The sequence below is a fragment of the Marinobacter sp. genome, assembly GCF_965229985.1.
Lineage (GTDB): Bacteria > Pseudomonadota > Gammaproteobacteria > Pseudomonadales > Oleiphilaceae > Marinobacter.
The window spans coordinates 3,773,667-3,798,011 of the sequence record NZ_OZ245935.1; the positions used below are offsets into that span (position 1 = coordinate 3,773,667).

24 protein-coding genes are annotated in these 24,345 nt (G+C 58.1%); 9 read left to right on the top strand and 15 right to left on the bottom strand.

What is annotated here, in order from left to right; genetic code table 11:
• The first annotated feature begins 24 nt into the window (after positions 1-24).
• Positions 25-768: an SDR family oxidoreductase gene (locus ACO06L_RS17250; protein WP_202347964.1), complete on the top strand. Its 744-nt coding sequence runs from the start codon at positions 25-27 to the stop codon at positions 766-768.
• An 80-nt stretch (positions 769-848) separates the two neighbouring features.
• On the opposite strand, the gene ACO06L_RS17255 is transcribed toward ACO06L_RS17250, so the two are convergent.
• On the bottom strand, positions 849-1,487 hold the full coding sequence (locus ACO06L_RS17255) for a ChrR family anti-sigma-E factor (protein WP_202347963.1): 639 nt from the start codon (positions 1,485-1,487) through the stop codon (positions 849-851).
• Positions 1,484-2,083: a sigma-70 family RNA polymerase sigma factor gene (locus tag ACO06L_RS17260; protein WP_064228420.1), complete on the bottom strand. Its 600-nt coding sequence runs from the start codon at positions 2,081-2,083 to the stop codon at positions 1,484-1,486. Before ACO06L_RS17260 ends, ACO06L_RS17255 begins: the two co-directional genes overlap by 4 nt.
• A gap of 239 nt (positions 2,084-2,322) precedes the next feature.
• Here ACO06L_RS17260 and ACO06L_RS17265 point away from each other — a divergent pair, with 239 nt between their 5' ends.
• The gene (locus tag ACO06L_RS17265; RefSeq protein WP_202347962.1) at positions 2,323-3,360 is read left to right on the top strand and encodes an AraC family transcriptional regulator; all 1,038 of its coding nucleotides are present in this window, start codon (positions 2,323-2,325) and stop codon (positions 3,358-3,360) included.
• Between the two features lie 6 nt (positions 3,361-3,366).
• Here ACO06L_RS17265 and speA read toward each other — a convergent pair whose 3' ends face one another.
• Positions 3,367-5,277, bottom strand: a complete 1,911-nt coding sequence (speA, locus tag ACO06L_RS17270) for a biosynthetic arginine decarboxylase (protein WP_202347961.1) — start codon at positions 5,275-5,277, stop codon at positions 3,367-3,369.
• Positions 5,278-5,455: 178 nt separating this feature from the next.
• Between speA and speE the strand changes: the two genes are divergently transcribed.
• Positions 5,456-6,337: a polyamine aminopropyltransferase gene (gene speE / locus ACO06L_RS17275; protein WP_202347960.1), complete on the top strand. Its 882-nt coding sequence runs from the start codon at positions 5,456-5,458 to the stop codon at positions 6,335-6,337.
• A 67-nt stretch (positions 6,338-6,404) separates the two neighbouring features.
• Here speE and ACO06L_RS17280 read toward each other — a convergent pair whose 3' ends face one another.
• Together ACO06L_RS17280 and glnK are read right to left on the bottom strand one after the other, a co-directional pair.
• Positions 6,405-7,688: an ammonium transporter gene (locus ACO06L_RS17280; protein WP_202347959.1), complete on the bottom strand. Its 1,284-nt coding sequence runs from the start codon at positions 7,686-7,688 to the stop codon at positions 6,405-6,407.
• Positions 7,689-7,761: 73 nt separating this feature from the next.
• Complete coding sequence (gene glnK, locus ACO06L_RS17285) at positions 7,762-8,100, bottom strand: P-II family nitrogen regulator (RefSeq protein ID WP_008173268.1); 339 nt, start codon at positions 8,098-8,100, stop codon at positions 7,762-7,764.
• A gap of 381 nt (positions 8,101-8,481) precedes the next feature.
• Here glnK and ACO06L_RS17290 point away from each other — a divergent pair, with 381 nt between their 5' ends.
• From ACO06L_RS17290 to trmB, 3 genes are all read left to right on the top strand, one after another.
• Complete coding sequence (locus ACO06L_RS17290; protein ID WP_202347958.1) at positions 8,482-8,736, top strand: accessory factor UbiK family protein; 255 nt, start codon at positions 8,482-8,484, stop codon at positions 8,734-8,736.
• A gap of 63 nt (positions 8,737-8,799) precedes the next feature.
• The gene (locus tag ACO06L_RS17295) at positions 8,800-10,332 is read left to right on the top strand and encodes a YifB family Mg chelatase-like AAA ATPase (RefSeq protein ID WP_202347957.1); all 1,533 of its coding nucleotides are present in this window, start codon (positions 8,800-8,802) and stop codon (positions 10,330-10,332) included.
• Between the two features lie 71 nt (positions 10,333-10,403).
• A complete protein-coding gene (trmB, locus tag ACO06L_RS17300) occupies positions 10,404-11,138 on the top strand; it encodes a tRNA (guanosine(46)-N7)-methyltransferase TrmB (RefSeq protein ID WP_202347956.1) in 735 nt (244 codons plus the stop codon).
• 17 nt (positions 11,139-11,155) lie between these two features.
• Here the strand turns inward: trmB and ACO06L_RS17305 are convergent, their stop codons facing one another.
• The 10 genes from ACO06L_RS17305 to ACO06L_RS17350 form a co-directional block, all read right to left on the bottom strand.
• Positions 11,156-11,689, bottom strand: coding sequence for a hypothetical protein (locus ACO06L_RS17305; protein ID WP_202347955.1), 534 nt, complete (start codon positions 11,687-11,689; stop codon positions 11,156-11,158).
• The gene (gene hemW / locus ACO06L_RS17310) at positions 11,689-12,855 is read right to left on the bottom strand and encodes a radical SAM family heme chaperone HemW (protein ID WP_227716041.1); all 1,167 of its coding nucleotides are present in this window, start codon (positions 12,853-12,855) and stop codon (positions 11,689-11,691) included. Before hemW ends, ACO06L_RS17305 begins: the two co-directional genes overlap by 1 nt.
• A gap of 5 nt (positions 12,856-12,860) precedes the next feature.
• A complete protein-coding gene (rdgB, locus tag ACO06L_RS17315; RefSeq protein ID WP_202347954.1) occupies positions 12,861-13,460 on the bottom strand; it encodes an RdgB/HAM1 family non-canonical purine NTP pyrophosphatase in 600 nt (199 codons plus the stop codon).
• A gap of 6 nt (positions 13,461-13,466) precedes the next feature.
• Positions 13,467-13,922: a DUF4426 domain-containing protein gene (locus ACO06L_RS17320; protein ID WP_202347953.1), complete on the bottom strand. Its 456-nt coding sequence runs from the start codon at positions 13,920-13,922 to the stop codon at positions 13,467-13,469.
• A gap of 2 nt (positions 13,923-13,924) precedes the next feature.
• Entirely contained in the window at positions 13,925-14,524 is a 600-nt protein-coding gene (metW, locus tag ACO06L_RS17325) for a methionine biosynthesis protein MetW (RefSeq protein WP_064228408.1), read from the bottom strand.
• Positions 14,521-15,669, bottom strand: a complete 1,149-nt coding sequence (gene metX / locus ACO06L_RS17330) for a homoserine O-succinyltransferase MetX (protein ID WP_064228407.1) — start codon at positions 15,667-15,669, stop codon at positions 14,521-14,523. Before metX ends, metW begins: the two co-directional genes overlap by 4 nt.
• A gap of 127 nt (positions 15,670-15,796) precedes the next feature.
• On the bottom strand, positions 15,797-17,761 hold the full coding sequence (locus ACO06L_RS17335; protein ID WP_202347952.1) for a dynamin family protein: 1,965 nt from the start codon (positions 17,759-17,761) through the stop codon (positions 15,797-15,799).
• A 243-nt stretch (positions 17,762-18,004) separates the two neighbouring features.
• Positions 18,005-18,589: a YggT family protein gene (locus ACO06L_RS17340; RefSeq protein ID WP_202347951.1), complete on the bottom strand. Its 585-nt coding sequence runs from the start codon at positions 18,587-18,589 to the stop codon at positions 18,005-18,007.
• A gap of 22 nt (positions 18,590-18,611) precedes the next feature.
• Entirely contained in the window at positions 18,612-19,445 is an 834-nt protein-coding gene (gene proC / locus ACO06L_RS17345) for a pyrroline-5-carboxylate reductase (RefSeq protein ID WP_064228404.1), read from the bottom strand.
• Between the two features lie 61 nt (positions 19,446-19,506).
• Complete coding sequence (locus tag ACO06L_RS17350; RefSeq protein ID WP_202347950.1) at positions 19,507-20,211, bottom strand: YggS family pyridoxal phosphate-dependent enzyme; 705 nt, start codon at positions 20,209-20,211, stop codon at positions 19,507-19,509.
• 139 nt (positions 20,212-20,350) lie between these two features.
• On the opposite strand from ACO06L_RS17350, the gene ACO06L_RS17355 reads away from it, so the two are divergent.
• The 3 genes from ACO06L_RS17355 to ACO06L_RS17365 all read left to right on the top strand — a co-directional run bounded on the left by ACO06L_RS17355 (position 20,351) and on the right by ACO06L_RS17365 (position 24,311).
• A complete protein-coding gene (locus ACO06L_RS17355; RefSeq protein WP_008174189.1) occupies positions 20,351-21,385 on the top strand; it encodes a type IV pilus twitching motility protein PilT in 1,035 nt (344 codons plus the stop codon).
• A 218-nt stretch (positions 21,386-21,603) separates the two neighbouring features.
• Positions 21,604-22,725, top strand: coding sequence for a PilT/PilU family type 4a pilus ATPase (locus ACO06L_RS17360; protein ID WP_064228402.1), 1,122 nt, complete (start codon positions 21,604-21,606; stop codon positions 22,723-22,725).
• Positions 22,726-22,844: 119 nt separating this feature from the next.
• On the top strand, positions 22,845-24,311 hold the full coding sequence (locus ACO06L_RS17365) for an OmpP1/FadL family transporter (RefSeq protein ID WP_202347949.1): 1,467 nt from the start codon (positions 22,845-22,847) through the stop codon (positions 24,309-24,311).
• The last annotated feature ends 34 nt before the right edge of the window (positions 24,312-24,345 follow it).

The following is a 24,345-nucleotide window of genomic DNA, read 5'->3' on the forward strand; positions in this document are numbered from 1 at the left end:
TCTCCGGAACAAAGGAGGCTTCTCATGAAACAGGTGGTGATTGCCGGGGTTTCCGGCGCAATTGGCGGCGCTTTGGCGGCCCGTTTTATTGAACGGGATGCGCCGACCCGAGTGATCGGGTTGTGTCGTGACCCGGAGAAGGCGCCGGAAGTCTTGCGGGCCCATGAGGGAAGTACGGTGCTGGCATGGGATGCCGAGGACAGTGCGTCACCAGCGGCCGTTGCAGAGGCGCTTGGATCGTTGCTGGCCAGAGAGGAAGGCATCGACGGCTTCATTTTTGCCGCCGGCTTGCTCCATGGGCCGGATATGTTTCCGGAGAAGCGGCTTGAAGATCTGGATTCGCAGAGTATGGCGCGAGCGTTCGCAGTCAATGCAACCGGTTTCGGGTTGCTGACCCAGGCGTTATTGCCATGGCTGCGGCATAGGGAATTCAAAAGGGTGGTGGCTATTTCTGCCAAAGTCGGATCGATAACCGACAACGGGTTTGGCGGCTGGTATGCCTATCGCAGCTCAAAGGCGGCACTGAATATGCTAGTTCGGAACCTGTCCATTGAGTTGCCACGCCGATGCAAACCAATTGCCTGCGTATCCCTGCATCCGGGCACAACCGAATCGGCGTTGAGCGAACCATTCAGCCAGTCTCTCGCCAAGCTTAAGGTGCATACTCCGGAGGAAACTGCCTCCAACCTCTTGGACGTGATCGATGGGCTGGGGGAGGATGACAATGGACGGTTCCTGAGCTGGAATGGCTCGGAACTGCCTTGGTAGTTCTGACAATTCCAGAATTGGGTATAAAAAAAGGGCGACCTTTGTCGCCCCTTCCTTTACCCGTTAATCCGGTGAATTGATTACCGAATAAAGGGATTGAGCATCCGCGTAAATGTGCCTGTCAGCTTGACCGGGGCGCTAAGCACAGACAGAGTGATGCAGTCTTCACAGCCAACCGCTACCGGCTTGTGCTCATCTTCGTCGGTCAGCACTACGAAATCCCACTGATTGAACACCCCTTTCTGATCGGCAAAGGCTCCCTGCAGCACGATGGTTGTTTCCTCACCCCGGTGGGTGTGGGCCGGCGCTTTTCCGCCCGCGGCCAGTTTCTGTAAAACTACCTGTTCTTTCTGGCCGGGAAACCGGTCAGTAATGTCCAGGACACTCACGTCACCGAGCTGGCGCTTCCACGGCAGGCTGTTGAGGTCTTCGCCCAGCAGTTTCTGCAGAGCACTGACCCGCGGGATCGCTGGAGAAGCAGGCTCACCAGCAGGTTCACTGTCAATCCGTGAAAGAATGCTGTCAAACATGCTTTCGGAAACAGTCACCTTTGGCTGCTGCTCCATCATCACAGCGCCCAGACTGTCCAGTGTGTCCACACGGCTGCGGCAGTGGGAACACTTGTCCAGGTGGAGCTTGATGCACAGAGCATGAGGCTCGCTCAGATTACCTGCGCTGTACTCCATCAGGCTCAGGCTGTCGGGATGGTGCCGTGTCATACGTTCTGGTCCTGCAAAATCACTTTCAGTTTGTTCAATGCCAGGCGAACCCGGCTTTTAACGGTGCCAAGCGGGATGTCCAACTCGTCTGCGACCATCTGGTGCGACTTGTTTTCCATGTAAACCTTGGCAATAACCGTGATCTGTTCTTCCGGCAGGTGGCTCAGGGACTCCCTGATCCGCCGCTCGGACATGAGGCGGTGCAAAGACGTGACCGGCTCGTTCTCGTTTTCACCCGGAATCTGCCAGAGGTCTTCTGTCTCCACCGGCATTTCAGCACTGGTACGCTGCATTTTCCGGAGCATATCAATGCGCTGGTTACGGGCGATGGTAAAAATCCAGGTAGAAGCGGCAGCCTTGCGCCAGTCGTACAGGCAGGACCGCCTCCAGATAGACACAAAGACTTCCTGCACGAGCTCTTCCGCGTGGCTCGCCAGGCCGTTGGCCATGGCGTAGTACTTGATTTGAGGGCCAAAATGCTCGAACAGCGCGTGATATGCTTCGCGGTCCTGGTTCTTACCCACTTTCTGCAGCATCTGGCTCCAGGGATCCTTCCGGCCCTCGGAACTGGCTGGCTTCTGATCCAGTGTGGTCACCGGACGCTCCTTGACAGTCGCATGATTTGAGCTTGTTCTGGTCATCATTCTATGCACTCGTCCCGGGTTTGTCAGTGTCTAGTTTTACGGGTCGGTCTATCCGGTGGATCAGCCCGTTCGGAAAAAAATGCAGAATTCTGGCATCAGCGACGGTTGCCGGTCGTCTCGCCGGTGATTGCCGGAACCTGCATAGCGGTCTAGTCTGAGCAATACACCGATACCGGAAGACAACCATCCCCATGAATGCACCCGGCATTACCGGAAACCTGCCCGTTATCCGGGCGCACTATGCGGATATTCTCTGCCAGTTGGCGGAGGATCGTGGCCTGCAACGGTCCCGGTTACTGTCGGCCTCCGGGATTCGGCCTTCCATGCTTGGTCACCCGGAGAACTTCATCACGGTTGATCAGTTCAGCGCTCTCTGCCGCGAAAGCCTGTTGCAAAGCGGTGATCCGGCCCTCGGGCTTGAATACGGCAAGCGACTGAAATTTACCACCCACGGTTCCCTGGCCCAGGCCGCCATCAGTTGCGACACCCTCGAGCAGGCGCTCACGGTGTTGATTAAGTATTTCCAGATCCGTTTCGTCTATATGAAGCTGTCTTTTTTCGTGGACGGCCGTGAGGCAGTGATCCAGCTGGATCTGGCTCACAGTATCGAGGACCTGTACCGGTTCAACGTGGATGTGGTGATGGCGTCGTTGATGGATGTGAATCTTTTGCTGTTCGGTCAAAGGCTCCTGGACGGCGGCCGCTGCCTTCTGGATTTTCCGGAGCCTGAGGATGCAACGGCCTATCGCCAGCTGTTTGGCAGCCAGATCACATTTGGCAGCGGTGTGAACCAGCTGCGGTTCAAGCGGGTTTTTCTGGATTCGCCCATGTCCCTGTCGAACCCGGTGACCCGTCGGATTGCCGAAGCACAGTGCCAGGAGGAAATGCGATTTATCGAGGGCGCTACGTCGGTCTCGGACCGGGTGATGCGCCTGCTTGAAACCGGGCGAAGCCAGCGGTTACCTGCGCTCGAGGAGGTGGCTGAACACCTGCAGATATCCGCAAGGACACTACGCAGGCAACTGGCAGCAGAGGGCGTCCGGTTCCAGCAGTTGCAGGATTCCCTGCGTCACCGCAGAGCGTTGGAACTGCTGCGGCGCAATGAGCTGACCATCGACGAGATTGCCGATGCCCTCGGTTACAGTGATCCTTCAAACTTTGGCCGAGCCTTCCGCAAGTGGGAGGGCATTGCCCCCAGCGCCTGGCGTCGGGAGCGCCGGAAACCCTGAGCCTGGCTATTCTTCCAGGTAGGTATAGCCATCCAGACCAGCGGCCAGCTCCGCCAGCAGCGATGACTGGCTCTCCGGTGCCAGGGAGGAGGCGGCGAACTTGCGTCGATAGGCATCCATCAAGGCATCCGGTTCAAAGTTCACATAGCGCAACACCTTGGCCACCGTATCGCCGGTGATGGGGTCGCCGATCTCATAGCCACCTTCTGTGGTCAGGCGGACGTCCACAGAATGGGTGTCGCCGAACAGGTTGTGCATGTCCCCCAGGATCTCCTGATAGGCACCGGTCATGAAAAAGCCCATCAACAACGGTTCGCCGGGTTTCTCTTCGGGCAGGGGCAAGGTGGTCTCGGTGCCCTGGCCATCCACGTAAAGGTCGATGCGCCCGTCAGAATCGCAGGTGATGTCCTGGATGACTGCGCGTCGGTTCAGCGGCCGGTCCAGGCCATTTATCGGCATCACCGGGAAGATCTGGTCGATGCCCCAGACATCGGGCAGTGACTGGAACAGGGAGAAATTCACGAACAGCTTTTCTGCCAGTTTCTCGTTGAGCTCGTCGATGATTTCCCGGTGGGCCCGGTTACTGCTGTCCAGTTGATCCCGGAGCAGTCGGCAACAGCGGGTGTACAGGGTTTCGGCGTCTGCCCGTTCCTGAAGGGAGAGTACGCCGTGGGCGAACTGGGCGTGAACATCGGCCATGGCGTGCAGCACGTCATGGTAGATCTCCGCCAGTGAGCGCGGCGTGTTGGCGTCCTGCAGGCTCTCCAGGTCGCGCCACAGATCGTGCAACGGGGCTGAGGCTGTCTCGTCTGGTTGTTGCGGTGTCCGGTTTTCCGGTGCTTCGTGGTCGATCACGTTGGTTACTAGCACAGAGTGGTGCGCGGTCAGGGCTCGGCCGGATTCGCTGATCAGATCCGGATGGGGAATACCGTGGCGATCGCACTCTGCCTGGAGTACGTGTACGACATTGTAGGCATACTCGTAAACGCTGTAATTCATGGAGCAGCTGCTGCGGGAACGAGTGCCCTCGTAGTCCACACCCAGGCCTCCGCCAATATCTACCGTTCCGATCGGTGCGCCCATCTGGCGCAGTTCGCTGTAAAAGCGGGCACATTCCCTGAGGCCAGTCTGGATGTCGCGGATATTTGCAATCTGGGAGCCAAGGTGGAAATGCAGCAGTTGCAAGGTGTTGAGGGCACCTGCCTGGCGCAGCGTGTTCACCACATCAAGCACCTGGCTGGCGGATAGACCGAATTTGGATTTTTCACCGCCGGTGTTCTGCCAGTTACCCTTGCCGATGGTTGCCAGCCGGGCCCGAACCCCGATCAGGGGCGAAACACCCAGGCTTTTTGCCTCATCCAGAATAAGTGGCAGTTCCGACTTTTTCTCCACCACGATGAATACCCGGTGACCCAGGGTCTGGCCGATCAGGGCCAGGCGGATGTACTCCCGGTCTTTGTAGCCGTTGCAGACGATTACCGATCCCGGCTGCTGCGACATCGCCAGCACTGCCATCAGTTCAGGCTTGCTGCCCGCTTCAAGCCCGATCTGCCCTTTCGAGGCGGCCGGCTCGGCGGCCAGCAGTTCCTCGACCACACGGCGCTGTTGATTGACTTTGATCGGGTAGACCGCTGTGTAACGTCCCTGGTAAGCGTGTTCTTCTGCGACCTTGTTAAAGGCGCTGCATAGCTTGTTGACCCGGTCGTGCAGGATATCAACGAAGCGCACCAGTACCGGCAGTTGAACCCCGGAATCGGTCAGCGTTCTGGTCAGTTCCGGCAAGTTGATTCGGGCCGGGCTGTGGCCACGATCCGGACGGATCAGTACCTGGCCCTGATCATTGACACCGATGTAGCCATCGCTCCAGTGGGCAATGTTGTATACCTTGTGGGCCGGGGTGGCGCTGGCTTCGCTCATGCTTGCTATCCTGTCAGGAAACACTGGCCGCCATTGTATGGATTCCCACTCCGGGCTAAAAGCATTGGGTGCGGAAAATACGTGGCCATTCACCGCGATTATCGCTTTAGCTCACGATGGGGCGCCCCTACAATACGCCCTTTCCATTCAGCCCATGACCCACAGCGGGAGGCAAGACATGACAGCACTCAATGACGGCTGGTTTACCGAGGTATTCCAGGACCAGGGGACGGCGTTCTCCCTGCAGGTGAAAAAGAAGCTCCACGAGGAGCAGACACCGTTCCAGAAACTGGAAATCTATGAGACCGAGACCTTCGGTAACCTGATGGTCCTGGATGGCTGTGTGATGCTGACCACCCGAGATAACTTCCTGTACCACGAGATGATGACCCATCCGGCCCTGTTTACTCACCGGGATCCCAAAAAGGTGGTGATTGTTGGCGGTGGTGACTGCGGTACCTTGAAAGAGGTGCTCAAACACCCGGGCGTTGAGGAAGCCTGGCAGGTGGAAATCGACGAGCGCGTCACCCGCATGTCGGAAAAGTACTTCCCGGAGCTTTGCGAAGCGAACAGTGATCCGCGCGCCAACTTCTTCTTCGGGGATGGCATTCAGTGGATGCGGGACATTGAGCCGAGCAGTGTCGACCTCATTATCATCGACAGCACCGATCCGGTTGGCCCGGCCGAAGGCCTGTTTGCCCTGGACTTCTATCGGGATGCCATGCTGGCACTGCGTGAGGGTGGCATTATTGTCCAGCAGAGTGAGTCGCCGCTGCTGCACACCGACAGCATCATCAAGGGTATTCACGAGGACATGCGCAAGGCGGGGTTCGAGCACGTGCAGACCCTGCCATTTCCTCAGCCGGTCTATCCGACGGGCTGGTGGAGCTGCACCATGGCCAGCAAGGAAAACCCGATCAAGTACTTCCGCGAGGAAGACGCCAACAACCGTCCGTTCGTGACCCGGTACTACAATTCCGGAGTTCATCACGGTGCCCTGGCGATGCCCCAGTTCATGGTGGATGCGCTGGAAGACGAGGTCCGTCCGGAAGAAGGTTAAGGTGGCAATAGGCAGACAAAAAAAGGGGCGCCGGATGGCGCCCCTTTTTCGTTACCCGTATCAGCGATTACTGCTTGCCGCTGACAAACTCCGGATAGGCTTCCATGCCGCACTCGGATAGATCCACACCTTCGTACTCGTCTTCCTCGGAAACCCTGATGCCCATGACGGCCTTCAGGATGCTCCAGACGATCAGGCTGGTAACAAATACCCAGACGAAGATGGTGAGCATGCCGACCAGCTGACCCATGAAGGTTGCGTCTGCGTCGGACAGGAGGACCGCGAAGATACCCCAGATACCCACAACACCGTGTACAGAGATGGCACCGACCGGATCGTCAATGCGCAGCTTGTCCATGGTCACGATGGAGAATACAACCAGGGTGCCGCCGATGGCGCCGATGATGGTGGCCAGCAGGGGAGAAGGGTCCGCCGGCTCGGCAGTGATGGCAACCAGGCCAGCCAAGGCACCGTTCAGGGCCATGGTCAGGTCGGCTTTGCCGAACATCAGACGTGCCACGATCAGGGCAGCAATCAGGCCACCGGCGGCAGCTGCGTTGGTGTTCAGGAACACGTTGGCAACTTCGTTGGCGACACCGATGCCGCCCAGCTTCAGGGTAGAGCCGCCGTTGAAGCCGAACCAGCCCATCCACAGGATGAAGGTACCAAGCGTTGCCAGGGGCAAGTTGGCACCTGGGAAGGCGCGGATCTCGCCTTTGGCGCCGTACTTGCCTTTACGGGCACCGAGGAGGATCACGCCAGCGAGGGCAGCTGCTGCACCGGCCATGTGAACGATACCGGAACCGGCGTAGTCGCTGTAGCTCAGCTCGTACATGCCAAATACCGCGTCACCGTTCCAGGTCCAGGAACCCTGCATCGGGTAGATGAAACCACACATAACAACGGCGAAGCCCAGGAAGGCCCAGAGTTTCATACGCTCAGCCACAGCACCGGAGACGATGGACATGGCGGTTGCAACGAAGACAACCTGGAAGAAGAAGTCAGAAGCGCCGCTGTATTCGCCCATGTCGCCGAAGCCGGCTTCAGTGGAGGCTGCAATAACGCCCGCAATCGCTGCGTCGTCCATCTCGGCAACAGTTGTTACACCGCTCAGGAAGATACCGCCGTCGTACATGATGTCGTAGCCGACAATCAGGTACATGGTACAGGCGACCGCAAACAGGGCCACGTTCTTGGTCAGGATTTCGGTGGTGTTCTTGGCACGCACCAGGCCGGCTTCCAGCATGGCAAAGCCAGCGGCCATCCACATGACCAGGGCACCGCAAATCAGGAAGTAAAAGGTATCCAGCGCATACTGGAGTTCAAAGATGTGATTAAGATTGCTTTCCATATGAAGCCCTCCGCACGAGGCTTTTCAGGTTATAAATTTTTTTGCGTTGGCTGATCGAAAAATCAGAGCTGGTTCAGACCGCTTCTTCGCCGGTTTCGCCAGTCCGGATCCGGATGGCTTGAGCCAGTTCAGTCACGAAGATCTTGCCGTCACCGATCTTGCCGGTGTTCGCCGCCTTGGTGATGGACTCGATAACCTGGTCCAGAAGGTTGTCGCCGATCGCAACTTCCACCTTCACCTTGGGCAGGAAATCCACCACGTATTCCGCGCCACGATAGAGTTCTGTGTGGCCTTTTTGCCGACCGAAGCCTTTGACTTCAGTGACGGTTACGCCTTGTACGCCAATCTCGGATAGTGCCTCACGGACATCATCCAACTTGAAAGGCTTGATGATCGCTGTCACAAGTTTCATTGCTTTCTCCTTGGTAAAGCCGTCTCAACAGTGAGGGCCCGTCGGCCGGTTGTTGAGCTCGGGATGCTGCCACCTCGCACACCAATTGTGCGGATTGCGTACGAGAGCTTTAGCATCGTGTATGCCAACGCAAAAAAATATTTTAAAAACAATAGGCTACAATATCCGCGTACCAGAATGGCGCAAACTTGTGCACCAAAATAGAGCGGGTAGCCGGCCAGTGAGCCAATTTGGAGCGAGCTCCCTGGCCCTTCGCCACTTATTATAGGGTCGACCACCTACAGTATGGCAGGGGCTGCGGTGTGATACACTCCCGCTAACCGGCAACCGGCCCTGTCTTTTAGTCGAAGCCGGATATTTCAGGAATTTGTGAGGTGACGTGTGAAAGGTCCACAGGATATTTTTTCCCAGCTGCAGGGCCAGTTCGGCCAGATTGTTCCCGACATGGCCCGCGCTGCACGGGAAGATTTTGAAACCCAGGCCCGGGCCACCGTGATGGCCGTTCTGTCTCGCCTGGAGTTGGTAACCCGGGAGGAGTTTGACGCCCAGCAGGCAGTCCTGCTGAAGACCCGTGAAAAGGTCGACGCGCTCGAGAAGCGGGTGGCCGAGCTGGAAAATTCCCTGCAGAAACAATAAATCCCGGACACGCCCGGCAGGATGCCGGGCAAGCATTTCCGGTCACCACCATGGAAGGTTGTCATGCTCGCTATCGTTCACTCTCGCGCCACCATTGGCGTGTCCGCCCCCGCCGTTACTGTTGAAGTTCATCTCTCAGGCGGGCTGCCTGCGCTCTCGATCGTAGGGCTGCCAGAAACCGGTGTCAGAGAAAGCAAGGAGCGTGTTCGAAGCGCCCTTCTCAACGCAGGCTTCGAATTTCCCGCTCGCAGAATTACCATCAATCTCGCGCCTGCTGATCTGCCCAAAGAGGGCGGCCGGTTTGATTTGCCCATTGCCCTGGGCATCCTGGCGGCTTCGGGCCAGATTCCGGTGGACAGTCTTTCCGATTGCGAATTTCTTGGCGAATTGTCCCTTGATGGTGCATTGAGGCCGCTCAAGGGTGTATTGCCGGCTGTGCTTGCCGCCCGGGAGGATCAGCGGAGTTTGCTGGTTCCGCACGGGAATGCCGAGGAAGCGGCCCTGGCCAGCCAGGGTGACGTATTGGCCGCCGGTCACCTGTTGGCGGTGTGTGAGCACCTGAGTGGCCGCGCCCGTCTGGTGCCAGTGCCCAAATCTTCGCTGCAAGAGCCGCCGGGCAACAAGGGGGAGGTGCCGGATCTGTCCGATGTCCGCGGCCAGCGGGTTCCCCGCAGGGCATTGGAGGTGGCAGCGGCAGGTAGTCACAATCTGCTGTTCTTCGGCCCACCGGGAACCGGCAAGAGTATGCTCGCCAGTCGGTTACCCGGTATTCTTCCGGGGCTGGATGATGCTGCTGCCATGGAAGTCGCCAGCGTGCATTCGGTGGCCGGGCTTCCTATTCGTCCCGGGGGCTGGCGGGAACCGCCCTTCCGATCGCCTCATCATACCGCATCGGCTGTTGCCCTGGTGGGCGGGGGCAGCAGCCCGAGGCCCGGGGAAATCTCCCTGGCTCATCGGGGCGTACTTTTCCTGGATGAATTGCCAGAGTTCGAACGTCGGGTTCTGGAGGTGTTGCGGGAGCCGATGGAAACCGGTGAGATCTCGATCAGCCGCGCGGCGCGGCAGGTGAATTTTCCAGCGCGATTTCAGGTGGTGGGCGCAATGAACCCTTGCCCCTGTGGTTATAGTGGTCATCCCACCATCGAGTGTCAGTGCACGCCGCAACAGGTTGCCCGTTACCGATCGAAAATTTCCGGCCCGCTTCTGGACAGGTTTGACCTGCACGTTGAAGTGCCTGTGCAGGGCGGCGACGTACTGATGCAGCAGGGCGGGGATGGTGAAACCAGTGCCGCGGTCCGGGAACGTGTCCTGATTGCCAGAGCCCGGCAATCAGAGCGGGGTTGTCTGAATGCCGCCTTATCCGGGCGTGAACTGCAGGCCGCTTGCAGGCTGGATCGCGAGGGAGAGCAGTTGCTCACCGGTGCCATGGAAAAGCTGGGACTTTCGGCCCGTGCATTACACCGCATATTGCGAGTTGCCCGAACACTTGCAGATCTGGAAGGCTGCGAAGAGCTTCGCCAGAGCCATTTGGTTGAAGCACTGGGCTACCGGCAGCTGGATCGACAACAGGGTCGTAACTCGGTGGTCTCCGCCTGAGCGAGGACACTCTGGTAAACTGTTGGCAAATACCGTTAAACAGACCCGCTGCCTGCGGTTAAGGATTGCAGATGACAGACCATAAAGAACCGCAAAACTCCCAGGATATCGCCGCCGAATCGCCGGTAACCACCCGCCGTGGCGTTCGCAGCTTCGTTTTGCGCCAGGGCCGAATGACAGAGGGCCAGAAGAAGGCGTTTGAGCGTAGCTGGCCGAAATACGGCCTGACCCGTGAGGATGGAATGATTGATCCACGCGAGGTCTTTGGCCGGGACAACATGCTCAACCTGGAAATCGGTTTTGGTATGGGCCGGTCCCTGGCTGAAATGGCCGAAGCGGCTCCCGAGCAGGATTTTATTGGTGTTGAGGTTCATCAGCCCGGTGTTGGCGCATTGCTCAAGGAGATTGAGGATCGGGGCCTGGAGAACGTCCGCATCTACAGCATAGACGCCAACGATGTCATTGATCTTTGCCTCCCGGACGCCTGTCTGGACCGGGTGATGGTGTTCTTCCCCGATCCCTGGCACAAGAAAAAGCATCACAAGCGCCGCCTGATTCAACACGAGTTTGTCCAGCGGGTTCGTCACAAGCTGAGAGTGGGTGGCATCCTGCACTTGGCGACCGACTGGGAGAATTACGCCGAGCACATGCTCGAGGTGATGAGCGAGTCTGAAGGCTTTGCTAACACCCAGGAGTCCGGGGGGTATTCACCGCGCCCTGACGACCGTCCGATTACCAAGTTTGAAAAGCGCGGTGAAACCCTGGGGCATGGCGTCTGGGACCTGTTGTTTTACCGGACCAACTGATAACCGGTGAGAGGGTCCTAGTGATGGGCCAGAGGGTGGCGCCGGGACGCGCGGATAATCACCAATCCTGCAATTCCGAGCGTGAGCGCCGTGAACTTGATCAGCGCGCACAGGGTTGCGGAGAGGCTCACTTCATCGGTGGGTGGATTGAAATTATTCAGCAACAGGATGTTCTCTGCGCCATCACTGAGGCCGGCGGTCGCGAACAGGGCCCGTACCCATCGGGCTCCCATTCGCTCACGAATACCGGGCCGGTCACGGGTGAAATGCCGTGTGAGATTTATGAGGGCGAGCATGTAAGCCGGGATGAACAGGAAGTCCAGCCACAGTGAAACCTTCGCCCAGGCAACCCCTTCGCTTCCCCAGCTGCGAAAAATGGCGTGGGCCTGATCCGCGGTGCCGGCCAGTTGATAGCTGACGATACCCTGGGGCGCGGAGGCGGTCTGTAGTGGCTGGTTGACCATAAGCAAGGCGAACAGCAGCACGGCAGCCACCACCAGGCTGGCTTTCAGGCTTTTCGGAAAGGCCGCCACTCCGTGTGCAGGGTCCATTACAGAAAACGCTCCAACAGGCTGTTCAGGTATCTCTGGCCCAAGTCAGTGGCCTGGAGCCGATCGATCACCATCAGCTTTTCATTTCGCAGTTGTTCAAGTTTTACCCCAACTGTTGTCAGGGGTAAACCCGTTCGTTCAGAAAAAAGGCTTTCATCCACTCCTTCTTTGAGCCTGAGGGCGTTCATCAGGAACTCCAGGGGTAAATCTTCCGCGGCTATGGCGTCTGTGCCAGCGGTACGGCTCCCGATCCTTTGCAGGTAGGCTTCGGGTTGGCGGGTTTTCCAGTAGCGCCTGATGCTGCCGTCGGCCAGACTGATCTTGCCGTGGGCGCCGGCCCCGAGGGCCAGATAGTCCCCGAAAGTCCAGTAGTTCAGATTATGGCGAGAGGCCTTTCCGCGGAGGCTCCAGGCCGAAACTTCGTAATCCTGGTATCCCTGATTGTGCAGCAAGTCTGAGCCGCGTCGATAGATGTCCCAGAGATGATCGTCGTCCGGCAGGTCTGGAGGCCGACTGTAAAATTCAGTATTGGGCTCGAGGGTCAACTGATACCAGGACAGGTGAGGCGGCTCGTAGTCCAGGGCGGTCTGGATGTCCTCAAGGGCCTGCTCTGGAGTCTGGCCCGGTAGGCCGTGCATCAGGTCGACGTTGAAATTGTCGAAGCCGGCTCGGCGAGCGGTGCGTATCGCGCGGTGAGCGGCATCGGCGTCATGAATTCGGCCCAGGGCTTTCAGGTGATCGGCGTTAAAGCTCTGCACGCCGATGGACAGGCGGTTGATGCCCGCCTTCCGGAAGGCTTCGAAGCGGCCGGTTTCAAGCGTTCCCGGGTTGGCTTCCAGAGTGATCTCGGCATCTGCCTCAAAGTTGAGTCTTGCCTGTAATTCCCGGAACAGCCGATCATAGAATTCTCCGCTCATCAGGGAGGGAGTGCCGCCGCCAATGAACACGGTTTCTATCGGCCGGTCGGTGGCAAAGGCCAGGTCCTGGTCGAGGTCTTCGAGTAGTGCCTCCAGATAGGCGGACTCGGGGATGGCCCCGGTAAAGGCGTGGGAGTTGAAATCACAGTAGGGGCACTTCCGCACGCACCATGGCACGTGAATATAGAGACTCAGTGGCGGCCGAACCGCCGCTGGCTGTCGATCTTTCGCGGTCTCAGCGTCGTTCAACGGGGTCAGGCCTCGGCCTTCAGCTGTTCCATTAGAATTTTCAGGGCTCGTCCGCGGTGGCTGATGCTGCTTTTCTCGGAGCGGGACAGTTTGGCCGCGCTGCAGCCATGCTCAGGAACAAGGAATACCGGGTCATAACCAAAACCGCCATCGCCCTGGGGTGATCTGAGGATCGAGCCCGGCCAGCGGCCATGGCAGATAATGGGGGTTGGGTCGTCTGGGTGACGGAGGTATACCAGCACGCAGTGAAACTGGGCGCCCCGGTGCCCATCTGGAACGCCGGCCATGGCGTCCAGCAGGGCGTTCACGTTGTCCTGGTCGGTCGCCGCCTCGCCGGCAAAGCGGGCGGAACGGACGCCGGGGCGGCCTTCGAGTGCATCCACCGCCAGACCGCTGTCGTCTGCCAGGGCCGGGAGCCCGGTTTCCCAGGCGGCATGGCGGGCCTTGAGGATCGCATTTTCGACAAAGGTCACCGCCGGCTCCTCGGCTTCACCGACGCCCAGTTCACCCTGGGCAACCGGCGTCATGCCCAGAGGTGACAGCAGCTCGGTCAGCTCGGCGATTTTCCCTTTATTATTGCTGGCGATGACAAGTCGGTTGGTCATATAGGCTTAATCGCTGAACAGTGTGTGAGCAAACCGCACCGCCAGGTCTTGCCGGTGTCCGGTAGGGCGGGCGGTGATATTGAAGGTCATCAGCTCGCCGGAAGAATACTGGTACTCGGCAATAAAATACACGGAGTCACCTTCCTGAATCCGGCGAAATGCCAGAAAGCGTACCTGTTGGACATCGTTGGAAACCTTGCCTTCTACCTGGCCGCTGACCGGCGACATGGAGCCGTCTTCGTTTTCCTTCATGATGGAAATATTGACGATACCGATGCCCTTGCTGCGTTGAAGATTGTTCGCCTTGGCGACTTCCGGGTCCAGGAATGTACTGGGCAGCACGCTCCAGAGCACTTTGTACTCGCCGAAATCTTTGGAGCCAGCCTGTGCTTGAAGGCTACACAGGCCGATGAGAGCAATTGCCAGCAGGTTGCGGAATGCGGAAAAGGTTTTTGCGATCATTGCTAGGTCTCCCGTGTGATTCGGTAAATGGCAATTTCACCCAACAAATTCGGCCACAGGCGCGCCAACCAGCTGTTCTGATGCTGGCCGTCTACCACCCGACGGCTTTTGATCCTGATGCCTTTCTGCCGGCACAGAGCCTCAAAATCCTTGAAGGTGCACAGCCTTATGTTAGGTGTGTTATACCATTTATACGGCAGCGCCTCGGATTCGGGCATACGCCCGCTCAAAGTCAGTCCCCAGCGCAGTCGCCAGTGGGCAAAGTTCGGGAAAGTTACGATGCCTTCGCTGCCAACCCGGAGCATTTCGTCCAGCACCTTGTCGGGGCGCCGGACCGCTTGAAGCGCCTGGGTCATCAGAACGATATCGAAGCTGCCGTCATCAAAGTTACCCAACCCCTGGGTATCCAGGTTCTGCTCGATAACCGCCACCCCGCGGCCCATGCAGGTGGTGATATGGTCCGGGTTGATTTCCAGACCGAAGCCACTGGCGCCCCGCTCCCTCTGGAGGAAGTCGAGCAGGGTGCCGTCGCCGCAGCCCAGGTCCAGGACGTGATGACCGGGCTGAACCCACTGCTGGATGATTTCGAGATCCGGTCTCATGCGCCGACCTCCCGGGCCACTCGGTCCATGTAGGCGTTGAAAATGTCGGTGTATCTCGGGGTCGGAATCAGGAACGCGTCGTGCCCCCAGGGAGCATCCACCTCGGCATAGCTGACCTTTCGGCGGGCGGCAATCATGGCGTTGACCATTTCTTCCGAGCGGGCGGGTGTGAAACGCCAGTCGGTGCTGAACGACAACACCAGGTATTCGCAACTGGCGGCCGCCAGTGCCTTGGAAAGGTCCCCGCCAAACTCATAGGCCGGATCGAAGTAGTCCAGCGCTCGGGTCATCAGCAGATAGGTATTGGCGTCGAAAGACTCTGAAAATCGCTCGCCCTGATAGCGAAGGTAGCTCTCAACCTGGAATTCCGCGTCATAACCAAACTTGTAGGCCTGATCGCGAAGTTCGCGGCCGAATTTTTCGCCCATGGATGCATCGGATAGATACGTGATGTGGCCGACCATCCGTGCCAGCATAAGGCCACGCCGTGGAACGGTATCGAAGTCGTAATAGCGACCGTCGTGAAACTCCCGGTCGGAGGTGATGGCCTGCCGTGCTACCTCATTGAAGGCAATATTCTGGGCAGTGAGCCGGGGGGTGGAGGCAATCACCACGGCATGCTTCAGGCGGTCGGGATAGTCCAGGCTCCACTGCAGGGCCTGCATGCCGCCGAGGGATCCGCCAACAACGGCCGCCCAGCACTGGATGCCGAGCCGGTCTGCCAGCAGCGCCTGGCTCTTCACCCAGTCTCCCACAGTGATTACCGGGAACTCCGGGCCGAAGGGTTTTCCGGTTTCGGGGTTGAGGCTGTTGGGGCCGGTGCTGCCATGACAGCCGCCCAGATTGTTAAGGCTGACAACAAAAAAACGATCGGTATCGATGGGTTTGCCGGGGCCAATGCAGCTGTCCCACCAGCCAGGCTTGCGGTCTTCGGCGGAATGGTAGCCGGCGGCGTGGTGGTGCCCGCTCAGGGCGTGGCAGATAAGAACCGCGTTACTGGCCTCGGCATTCAGGGTGCCGTAGGTTTCCACCACCAGGTCATAGTTTTCCAGGGTCTGGCCGCAGGCCAGATCGATGGGAGCGTCGAAATGATAGGTCTGCGGGGAGACAATCCCGACAGAATCCGCAGGCAGGGTATCAGGCATCGGCGCGAATGGTTCCTGGTTCGATCCGTAAGTGTCTGGAAAAGCAATGACAAAGCCATCACCAGCCCAGCAGTTTAAAGCCGGGGCGTGATGGCTGCAACCGCCTGAATGGTCGCTCTCGCGGCGCTTACACAGCGCCGGAGATATTTACCACTTTTTGTTGGATCAGGGTGGGGGCCGGCTTGCGGATCTGGCGCTGCATGGCGTCGGCCAGTTCCAGCTGTTTGCGTAGATCGGAAATGGTGTTGGTAAGGCGCAGGCGCTCGGTTCGGCTGTCCTTGTCATTGCGGACCATGTCGCGAAGGCGACGGATCTGGTGTTCCAGCAGCTGCTTCTGCTCCATGGAATATTGCATGATCGGCAGCAGGGCCTCGGATGGCCAGCGTTCAACGTCGTGGCGCACACGGGCGTGCAGGGTGCGTGCTTCGCCCACCATGACGTTGAAAAAACGGCGAACCAGAACCGACTGCTCTGTCAGCAGGTTTTTCGGGCTGATACGGAAGCGTCGGGCTTTTTTGCGCAACTCACGGATGGCGATCACATGGCGACCGGCCCGGAGCGGGATGGGCTCGAGATGACGGGCACGGTTGTCCTCGTTATAGCGACGGTAAATAGCGCCTACCATTTTCTCGGCCAGGTGCCCTTCGCTCAGCAGGTTGGTCAGGTCGCTTTCAAGCAGTTCGAAGAATTGGTCCATGGCGCGGTTCATACCGGCGGTCGTCCAGCTTTTCGACATGCTGTTACGGACACGTTCAGCGTGGGCTTCGAAGCGGTCTTCACTCACCAGTTTTTTCAGTAATTCGCCCTGGGAGTCCATCAGGCGCCGGCTCGAACGCAGAGTAATCAGCTTTTTGTAGTAGAAGTCGTAGTCTTTCTGGGCGCGTTCTGCCAGGCGGCCAAGGGCTGCCTTGTCCATGGTGACGCCGGCGCAGGCCTGGAGTTCCTCTTCCAGGGATTCCAGGCGATATTGCATCGCCGCCTGGCTGTTCTGGAGCATGCCCAGAAGGTCGTTGATCAGGCTCTGGGTGATCAGCTGCTCCTTGTGCATCAGGATGCGCTGGATAATCAGCTGCTCGAGCTGGCCGATATTGGAGCGGTCAAACAGGTCACTATCTTTCCTGACCCTTGCAACCAGTCCCTGTTTGGCGGAAACCGGGATCACATCATGCTGGCGCATGCCAAGGTGATCGGCGGTATAGCCGCGCACCCGCTCAATGGCTTCGATGGTGTGGCGTTCCCCCTGCAGGTCGTCCCAGAGCACATCGATCTTGTTCAGCACGGCAAAGCGGCCAGCCCGATGATCTGCGTGCTGGGTGTCGATATGTTCCTTCCAGATGGTCATGTCGCTGGCGGTCACACCGGTGTCGGCGCTGAGCACAAAAATTACGGCATGGGCGCGGGGCAGCATGCTGATGGTCAGTTCCGGTTCTGAACCCAGGGCATTCAGGCCCGGAGTGTCGAGGATGCGCAAACCACGCTCGAAAAGAGGGTGACGAATGCTGATCTGGGCATTACGCCAGGCTGGCACCAGAACGTTGCCGGGATTATTGCGGTCATGCTCCAGCATATCCTCGTCGAAGCCGAGCTTTCGTGCCTCCTCCGGCGGTACGCTCTTCACCCGTGCGACCTCGGCCAGCACCTCCCGCATGATTTCCGGGTCGCGCTCATCCAGTTCATGCTTCACCCATCGTTCCGGCTGTTTGCGCAATTGCTGCAGGGACAGATCGCCGTTACGGGTTTCAATGGGCAACAGGAGCAGGTAGTTCTGGTTGGCGCTGCGATCGAAGAACAGCTCCGTGGGGCACATGGTGGTGCGCCCTGCCTGCGAAGGCAGCATGCGCTGGCCGTACTCGGAGAAGAACAGGGCGTTTATCAGCTCGGTTTTTCCGCGGGAGTATTCGCCGACAAACGCAATGGTGAGCTCATCTTCGATCAGCAGCTCCAGTCCATGGCGAATGCGGGTGCTGACATCGTCGGAAAACAGATTGTTATCCTGCAGCCACAGCCGGTATCGGCCGATCTGTCGGATCAGCTCTTTTTTCCAGTTGTGATAAGCCTCTACCTGCTGCGACAGAGTTCCCTGTTGGTTCATCGGATTTTCCTTCTGCGCGACTTCCGGGTATCCCGGTCAAAACGGGGTGCTCACGGGTGACGGATTAATTACCGTTAATACTATCCTGTTCTATCTATGTTTGCGGCAGAGCTACGGTGAAGAGATCGGGCGAAACCGAGGGGTTACAATAAAAAAGGCTGCAAAATCAGTGGTCTGAGTTTGCAGCCCGGGAATTATGGATTTCGTGGCTAAGTGTTACAAAGTGTATATTTGAGACGGGGTTTACATACCCAGCCCGATGGAGCCAAGGCCGGCAGCCATTTTCATGTGCTCAATCACCACCGAGATAACGTTCAGAATCAGGAACACAATGATGGGTGACAGATCCAGGCCGCCCATGGAGGGCATGATATTGCGCACTGGGCGCATCACCGGCTCAGTGATCTGGGCGACCAACTGAATCGCTGGGTGGCCGCTGCCGGGGGCGATCCAGCTGACGACCACCACCGCAATAACTGACCAGAAGTAGATTTTTACGATCAGGTCCAGCACGTTCAGAACGGCCCAGACCAGTAAGGTGATCGGATTCACGGCGGGGATGCCACCGTTCAGGGCAACCAGTATCAGGAAGAAGGTGATACCCTGGATGATCACCGCAAGCACCAGCGAAGCGCCATCCACGCCGCCCCAGCCGGGGATGAAGCGACGCAATGGACGCAGCGGCGAATTGGTGGCCTTGACCACGAACTGGGAGATCGGGTTGTAGAAATCTGCCCGGGCCAGTTGAAGCAGGAACCGGAGCAGTACAATGGTCATGTAGAAGGTGGATGCGATCAGCAGGATGGTAATCAGAATGTCTGCCAGCATGAAGCCGTGTCTCCGTTATCGGTTACTGTTTGCCTGCCAGTTCTTTGGCCATTTCTTCCGAGCGCTTGAATGCTGCCTTGTAGGCTTTGGACACCAGATCGCGCATGCCACCTTCCTCAAAGGTATTGATGGCCTGTTCGGTAGTTCCGCCGGGAGACATCACGTTACGCTTGAGCTGGCCGGGGTCGTGCTCGCTTCGGGCGGCCATTTCGGCGGCTCCTGCCATGGTCTGGATAGCCAGCTCTCTTGCGGTTCCAGCGGCAATGCCGGCTTCGGTCGCGGCCTCTTCCAGCGCTTCGAGCATCAGGAAGAAATAGGCCGGGCCACTGCCGGAGAGCGCTGTCACACCGTGCAGAAGGTTTTCGTCCTCAACCCAAAGCGCTGAACCGATGCTTTCGAACACCGATTCCACCATTTTCTTTTGTTTGTCTTTCACCTCTTTGTTGGCGAAAAGGCCTGCAGCCCCCTTGCCGACCAGAGACGGCGTGTTGGGCATCACCCGAACCATGGGCAAGCCGCCGCCAAGCCAGCCATCGAGGGTATCGGCTGTCAGACCGGCGGCGATGGATACCATAAGAGGGCGGGTGTTCTGAACCACTGGTGCAATGTCGCGACAGACATCCGCCATCACCTGGGGTTTCACCGCAAGAACCACCATGTCGGCCTGCTCGGCGCAGTAGCGGTTGTCTGTGGTTACGCTCACGCCGAAACGCTTGCGGATCGTTTGCAGGTGCGCGTCATCCGGCGCGCTGACCCAGATATTGCCGGCCTGATAGCCGTTATCCAGCATACCGCCAATGATGGCGCTGGCCATGTTGCCGGCGCCAATAAAAGAAATGGTTGGTGATGTGCTCAAGGTTAACTCCCCGGTTGATCGTTTAAACGTCCGGCCCTGATCATAGCAGGAACCGGCCGGTTCAGCTCTTTACTGGGCGTTTGCCGAATAGGGCGGTGCCGACCCGTACCCAGGTGGCGCCTTCCGCAATCGCGACTTCCAGATCGCCGGACATGCCTATCGACAGTGTGTCGAGTGGGCCGGCGTCGGGATGGTCTGACCGCAGCTGTTTCAGAGTATTGGCAAGTTTCCGGAAACTGGCTCTCAATCCTGCTTCGGGCTGATCCGGATCCGGAATGGCCATCAGGCCTCGCAAGCTGAGGTTCGGCAATTCGCCGATTTCTGCCACCAGATCTGGCAATTCATCCAGAGTGCAGCCGGATTTGCTCTCTTCCTCATTAATATTGACCTGAAGACAGATATTCAATGGCGGCAGCGCAGGATCACGCTGTTCGCTCAGGCGACGGGCAATCTTGAGGCGGTCGACGCTGTGCACCCAGGAAAAGGCGGAGGCCATCTGTCGCGTCTTGTTCGACTGGATCGGCCCGATGAAATGCCATTCCAGTCCGTCAAGATCAGACAGCGCCTCGATCTTTTCCAGCGCTTCTTGAAGGTAGTTCTCACCGAAGGCACGCTGCCCGGCGGCGAAGGCTTCCCGGAGATCTTCGGGTGGGCGGGTTTTACTCACGGCGAGCAGATGCACAGCTCCCGGCTCCCGCCCGGCCTGCAATGTTGCTTTTTGTATGCGTCGGGTTACGCTCCCGATGTTGTCTGCTATGCTGCTCATAGTGTGAGATTGCCACGCTCGGTCTGTCACTTGTACGGTGACACGTTACCCGCAGGTCACTGAAATGCCAAGTGAACCGCGCCGGGACCCCGCCGGGCGGAAGCTACCGGGATAAAAGAAAAGCCTTCCGAGGATTCCTATGGATATTACTGAACTGCTTGCCTTTTCGGCGAAACAGGGTGCGTCTGACTTGCACCTCTCTGCCGGTCTGCCCCCGATGATTCGTGTTGATGGTGATGTGCGCCGCATCAACCTGCCGCCCATGGAGCACAAAGAAGTCCACGGGCTGATCTACGACATCATGAACGACAAGCAGCGCAAGGACTACGAAGAATTCCTGGAAACCGACTTCTCTTTTGAAGTTCCGGGTGTCGCCCGTTTCCGTGTCAACGCCTTTAACCAGAACCGTGGCGCCGGTGCGGTGTTCCGGACAATCCCCTCCAAGGTTCTGACCATGGAAGACCTGGGTATGGGCCAGGTGTTCAAGGATGTGTCTTCAGTGCCCCGAGGACTGGTACTGGTGACCGGCCCGACCGGCTCCGGTAAGTCCACCACGCTGGCGGCGATGATCGATTACATCAACGACACCCGCTATGAACACGTTCTTACCATTGAAGACCCCATCGAATTCGTCCACGACTCCAAAAAATGCCTGGTGAACCAGCGGGAAGTTCATCGCGATACCCTGGGCTTCAACGAAGCGTTGCGTTCGGCCCTGCGGGAAGACCCCGACATCATCCTGGTTGGTGAGCTCCGGGATCTCGAGACCATCCGCCTCGCGCTGACGGCAGCCGAAACGGGCCACCTTGTGTTCGGCACCCTGCACACCACCTCCGCTGCCAAGACCATTGACCGGGTTGTTGATGTTTTCCCGGCAGAGGAAAAGTCCATGGTGCGGTCGATGCTGTCGGAATCCCTGCAGGCCGTTATTTCCCAGACCCTGATGAAGAAAATGGGCGGCGGCCGGATTGCGGCGCACGAGATCATGATTGGCACGTCTGCGATCCGGAACCTGATCCGGGAAGACAAGATCGCCCAGATGTACTCGTCGATCCAGACTGGCGGCTCCCTGGGCATGCAGACATTGGATCAGTGCCTTGAGCGGCTGCTGCAGAAAGGGCTCATTTCCCGCGAAGCGGCGCGGGCCAAGGCCAAGATGCCTGACAACTTTTAATCTAGTTTGCTCCTGAAGCTGAATTATCGGTGCCGGGAGCAAAGGGGAATCAGTCAGACTCCCCGAATATGGTTTGACGGGTGGGGCGGGTACAGCTTCCCGGGACTGTCTGCAGCATGGATGCTGCAGTCAAGCGTACATGGACGTATTCACAGCGTGTCCCGGGAAGCTGTACCCGCCCCGCCCAGGCACCAAACGATGAAGGCTGGGTACAAAAAATGGAATTCGAAAAACTGTTACGGCTGATGGTGGAAAAAGGCGGTTCAGACCTGTTTATTACAGCGGGTGTGCCACCGAGCATGAAGGTGAACGGGAAAGTGCTCCCGGTTACCAAGAACGCGTTGACGCCGGAGCAGACCAGGGAGTTTGTTTACGGCTCGATGAATGACAAGCAGCGCGCCGAGTTTGAGGAGACCCACGAGTGTAACTTTGCGATCAGTGCCCGGGGCATTGGCCGGTTCCGGGTGTCCGCATTCTTCCAGCGTAACCTGTGTGGCATGGTGCTGCGCCGGATCGAGGTAAAGATCCCGCAAATCGACGATCTGTCGTTGCCGGAGGTGATCAAGGAACTGGCCATGACCAAGCGTGGCCTGATCATGTTCGTGGGCGCTACCGGTACCGGTAAGTCTACGTCCCTGGCGGCCATGCTCGGGCATCGTAACCGCAACAGCCGTGGCCACATCATTTCCATCGAAGACCCGATCGAATTCGTGCACCAGCATCAGGGTTGTATCGTCACCCAGCGCGAGGTGGGCATCGATACCGAGAGCTTCGAAGTAGCGCTGAAGAACACCCTGCGCCAGGCACCAGACGTTATTCTGATCGGTGAGGTTCGTACCCGGCAGACCATGGAATATTCCGTGCAATTCGCCGAGACCGGTCACCTGTGTCTGGCGACCCTGCACGCCAACAACGCCAACCAGGCGTTGGACCGGATCATCCAGTTCTTCCCGCCGGAACAGCACAACCAGATCTGGATGGACCTGTCCCTGAACCTCAAGGCGATCGTGGCTCAGCAGCTGGTGCCAACGCCAGATGGCAAGGGCCGTAAGGCGGTTATCGAGGTGCTAATCAATACCCCGCTGGTATCGGACCTGATCCGGAAGGGCGAGGTGCATCGGCTGAAAGAGCTGATGTCCAAATCCAACGAATCCGGTATGCAGACCTTTGACCAGGCGCTTTATCACCTGTATGCGGAGGGTTCGATTACCTACGAGGATGCCCTGGCTCACGCAGATTCCGCCAACGATCTGCGCCTGATGATCAAGCTGGGTGCTGACGCCCAGGGAGCCGACAAGCTCTCGTCTTCCGTCGACAAGCTTTCCATTCAGGATGACTGAGTACCGGATCAGCATAAGACGTTGGTCGTAGAAAGTTAGGGCCCCGAACCGTTAGGGATGGCATTTGAGGCCAGTAAGGGGTGGTGCGTATACTCCGCGCGATTCAATAAGGAGATACCATGCACCACCGTTCCTCAACGCTTGCACGAGCTGTACGTCTTACCACCCTCGCGGCGCTCGCCGCACCTGCCTCTAGCCTGGCAGGCGGCTTCTCCCTCAATGAGCAGAGCGCCAGTGCGATGGGCACCGCTAACGCCGGTGCCGCCGCCAACCCCGAAAGCGCGACCACGGTTCTTTTTAACCCCGCCGGCATGAGCCAGTTGTCGGGCACAAATATTTCGTTTGGTGCTGCGGTTCTGGATATTGATGCCGAGGCCAAGGAAGCTGAAGCGCGTCGCAATCTGCCGGGTCAAAATGCGGTTATGGCCGATGGCTCGCTGGGCGGCGATATTGCGGGTCCAGCTGTTTTGCCGAATTTTTACATGACTCACGAAGTCAATGAATCCATAGACGTGGGGTTTGGAATCCATGCACCCTATGGCCTGGCTGCGGACTACAACGATGACTTCGTTGGGCGTTTTTTTGCTGACGAAACCGAATTGACAGCCATTGCCTTCACTCCCTCGATCTCAGTAACTAATGGGAATGGCCTTTCCATGGGTGTGGGTATCAACCTGATATATGCAGAGGGTCGCCTTACCCGGTATCAGGACTTGGCAGCCCAGGTTTATCCAAGTGCATTTGCTGCAGCCATTGGTCAGGGTGCAAGTCCCGCACAGGCAGACCAGGCAGCACGGCAGGCAGTGAGTGGTTATCAGGATCCTTACGCCGACATTGAGGGTGATGATATCGGAGCGACGTTCAGAGTTGGTTTCCTGTACGAGCTCTCTGATAAAACCCAAATTGGGTTGAGTGCCCAGACTGGAACCGAACTTGATTTGAAAGGCAATGCGACGATTTCCAATTTCCCGGTTCCCGGAGTGCCCGGTCAGACCACTACGCTGTCGGAAAAAGTCAGAGTGCCACTGGCTATTCCAGAGAGCGCAACCTTTGGCATTCGGCATAATCTTTCTGATCAAGTAACGCTTCTTGCAGGTGCGACTTACGCTAAATGGAGTCGTTTCGAGGAGTTGGACATTGTCAGTAGAGAAGCGAATGGTCAGATTACGGCGGCTCCACAGGAGGGTGCCATTCTTAGTCATGTGACTGAAAAGTGGCAAAATACCTGGCAATTCAATCTTGGCGGGATTTGGCAGGCAACGCCGGAATGGGCTCTGAAAGCAGGCTATGCTTGGGACGAGTCGCCTGTCGACGAGTATCTTACCGCACGTATCCCGTCCAGCGACCGGCATTGGCTGACATTAGGTGCCCAGTGGAAGGATGCGCAGAGTGGGTGGACGCTTGACGCGGCAGTAGGAACACTGCTGTTTACGGATGATCCAGCGTTCACAGAGCGCAACTACCAGCACAGCAACCCGGACGAAGTAGCCAATCTGGCCCCGGGCGTCGAAGACCCAAGCTACTTCAAGGGCAAATACGAGCTCAGCGCCTGGAGTGCGTCCATCGAGGTTAGCAAGTCCTTCTAATCTCTAGCCAATCTGGTTGGCCAGGCGTAAGGCT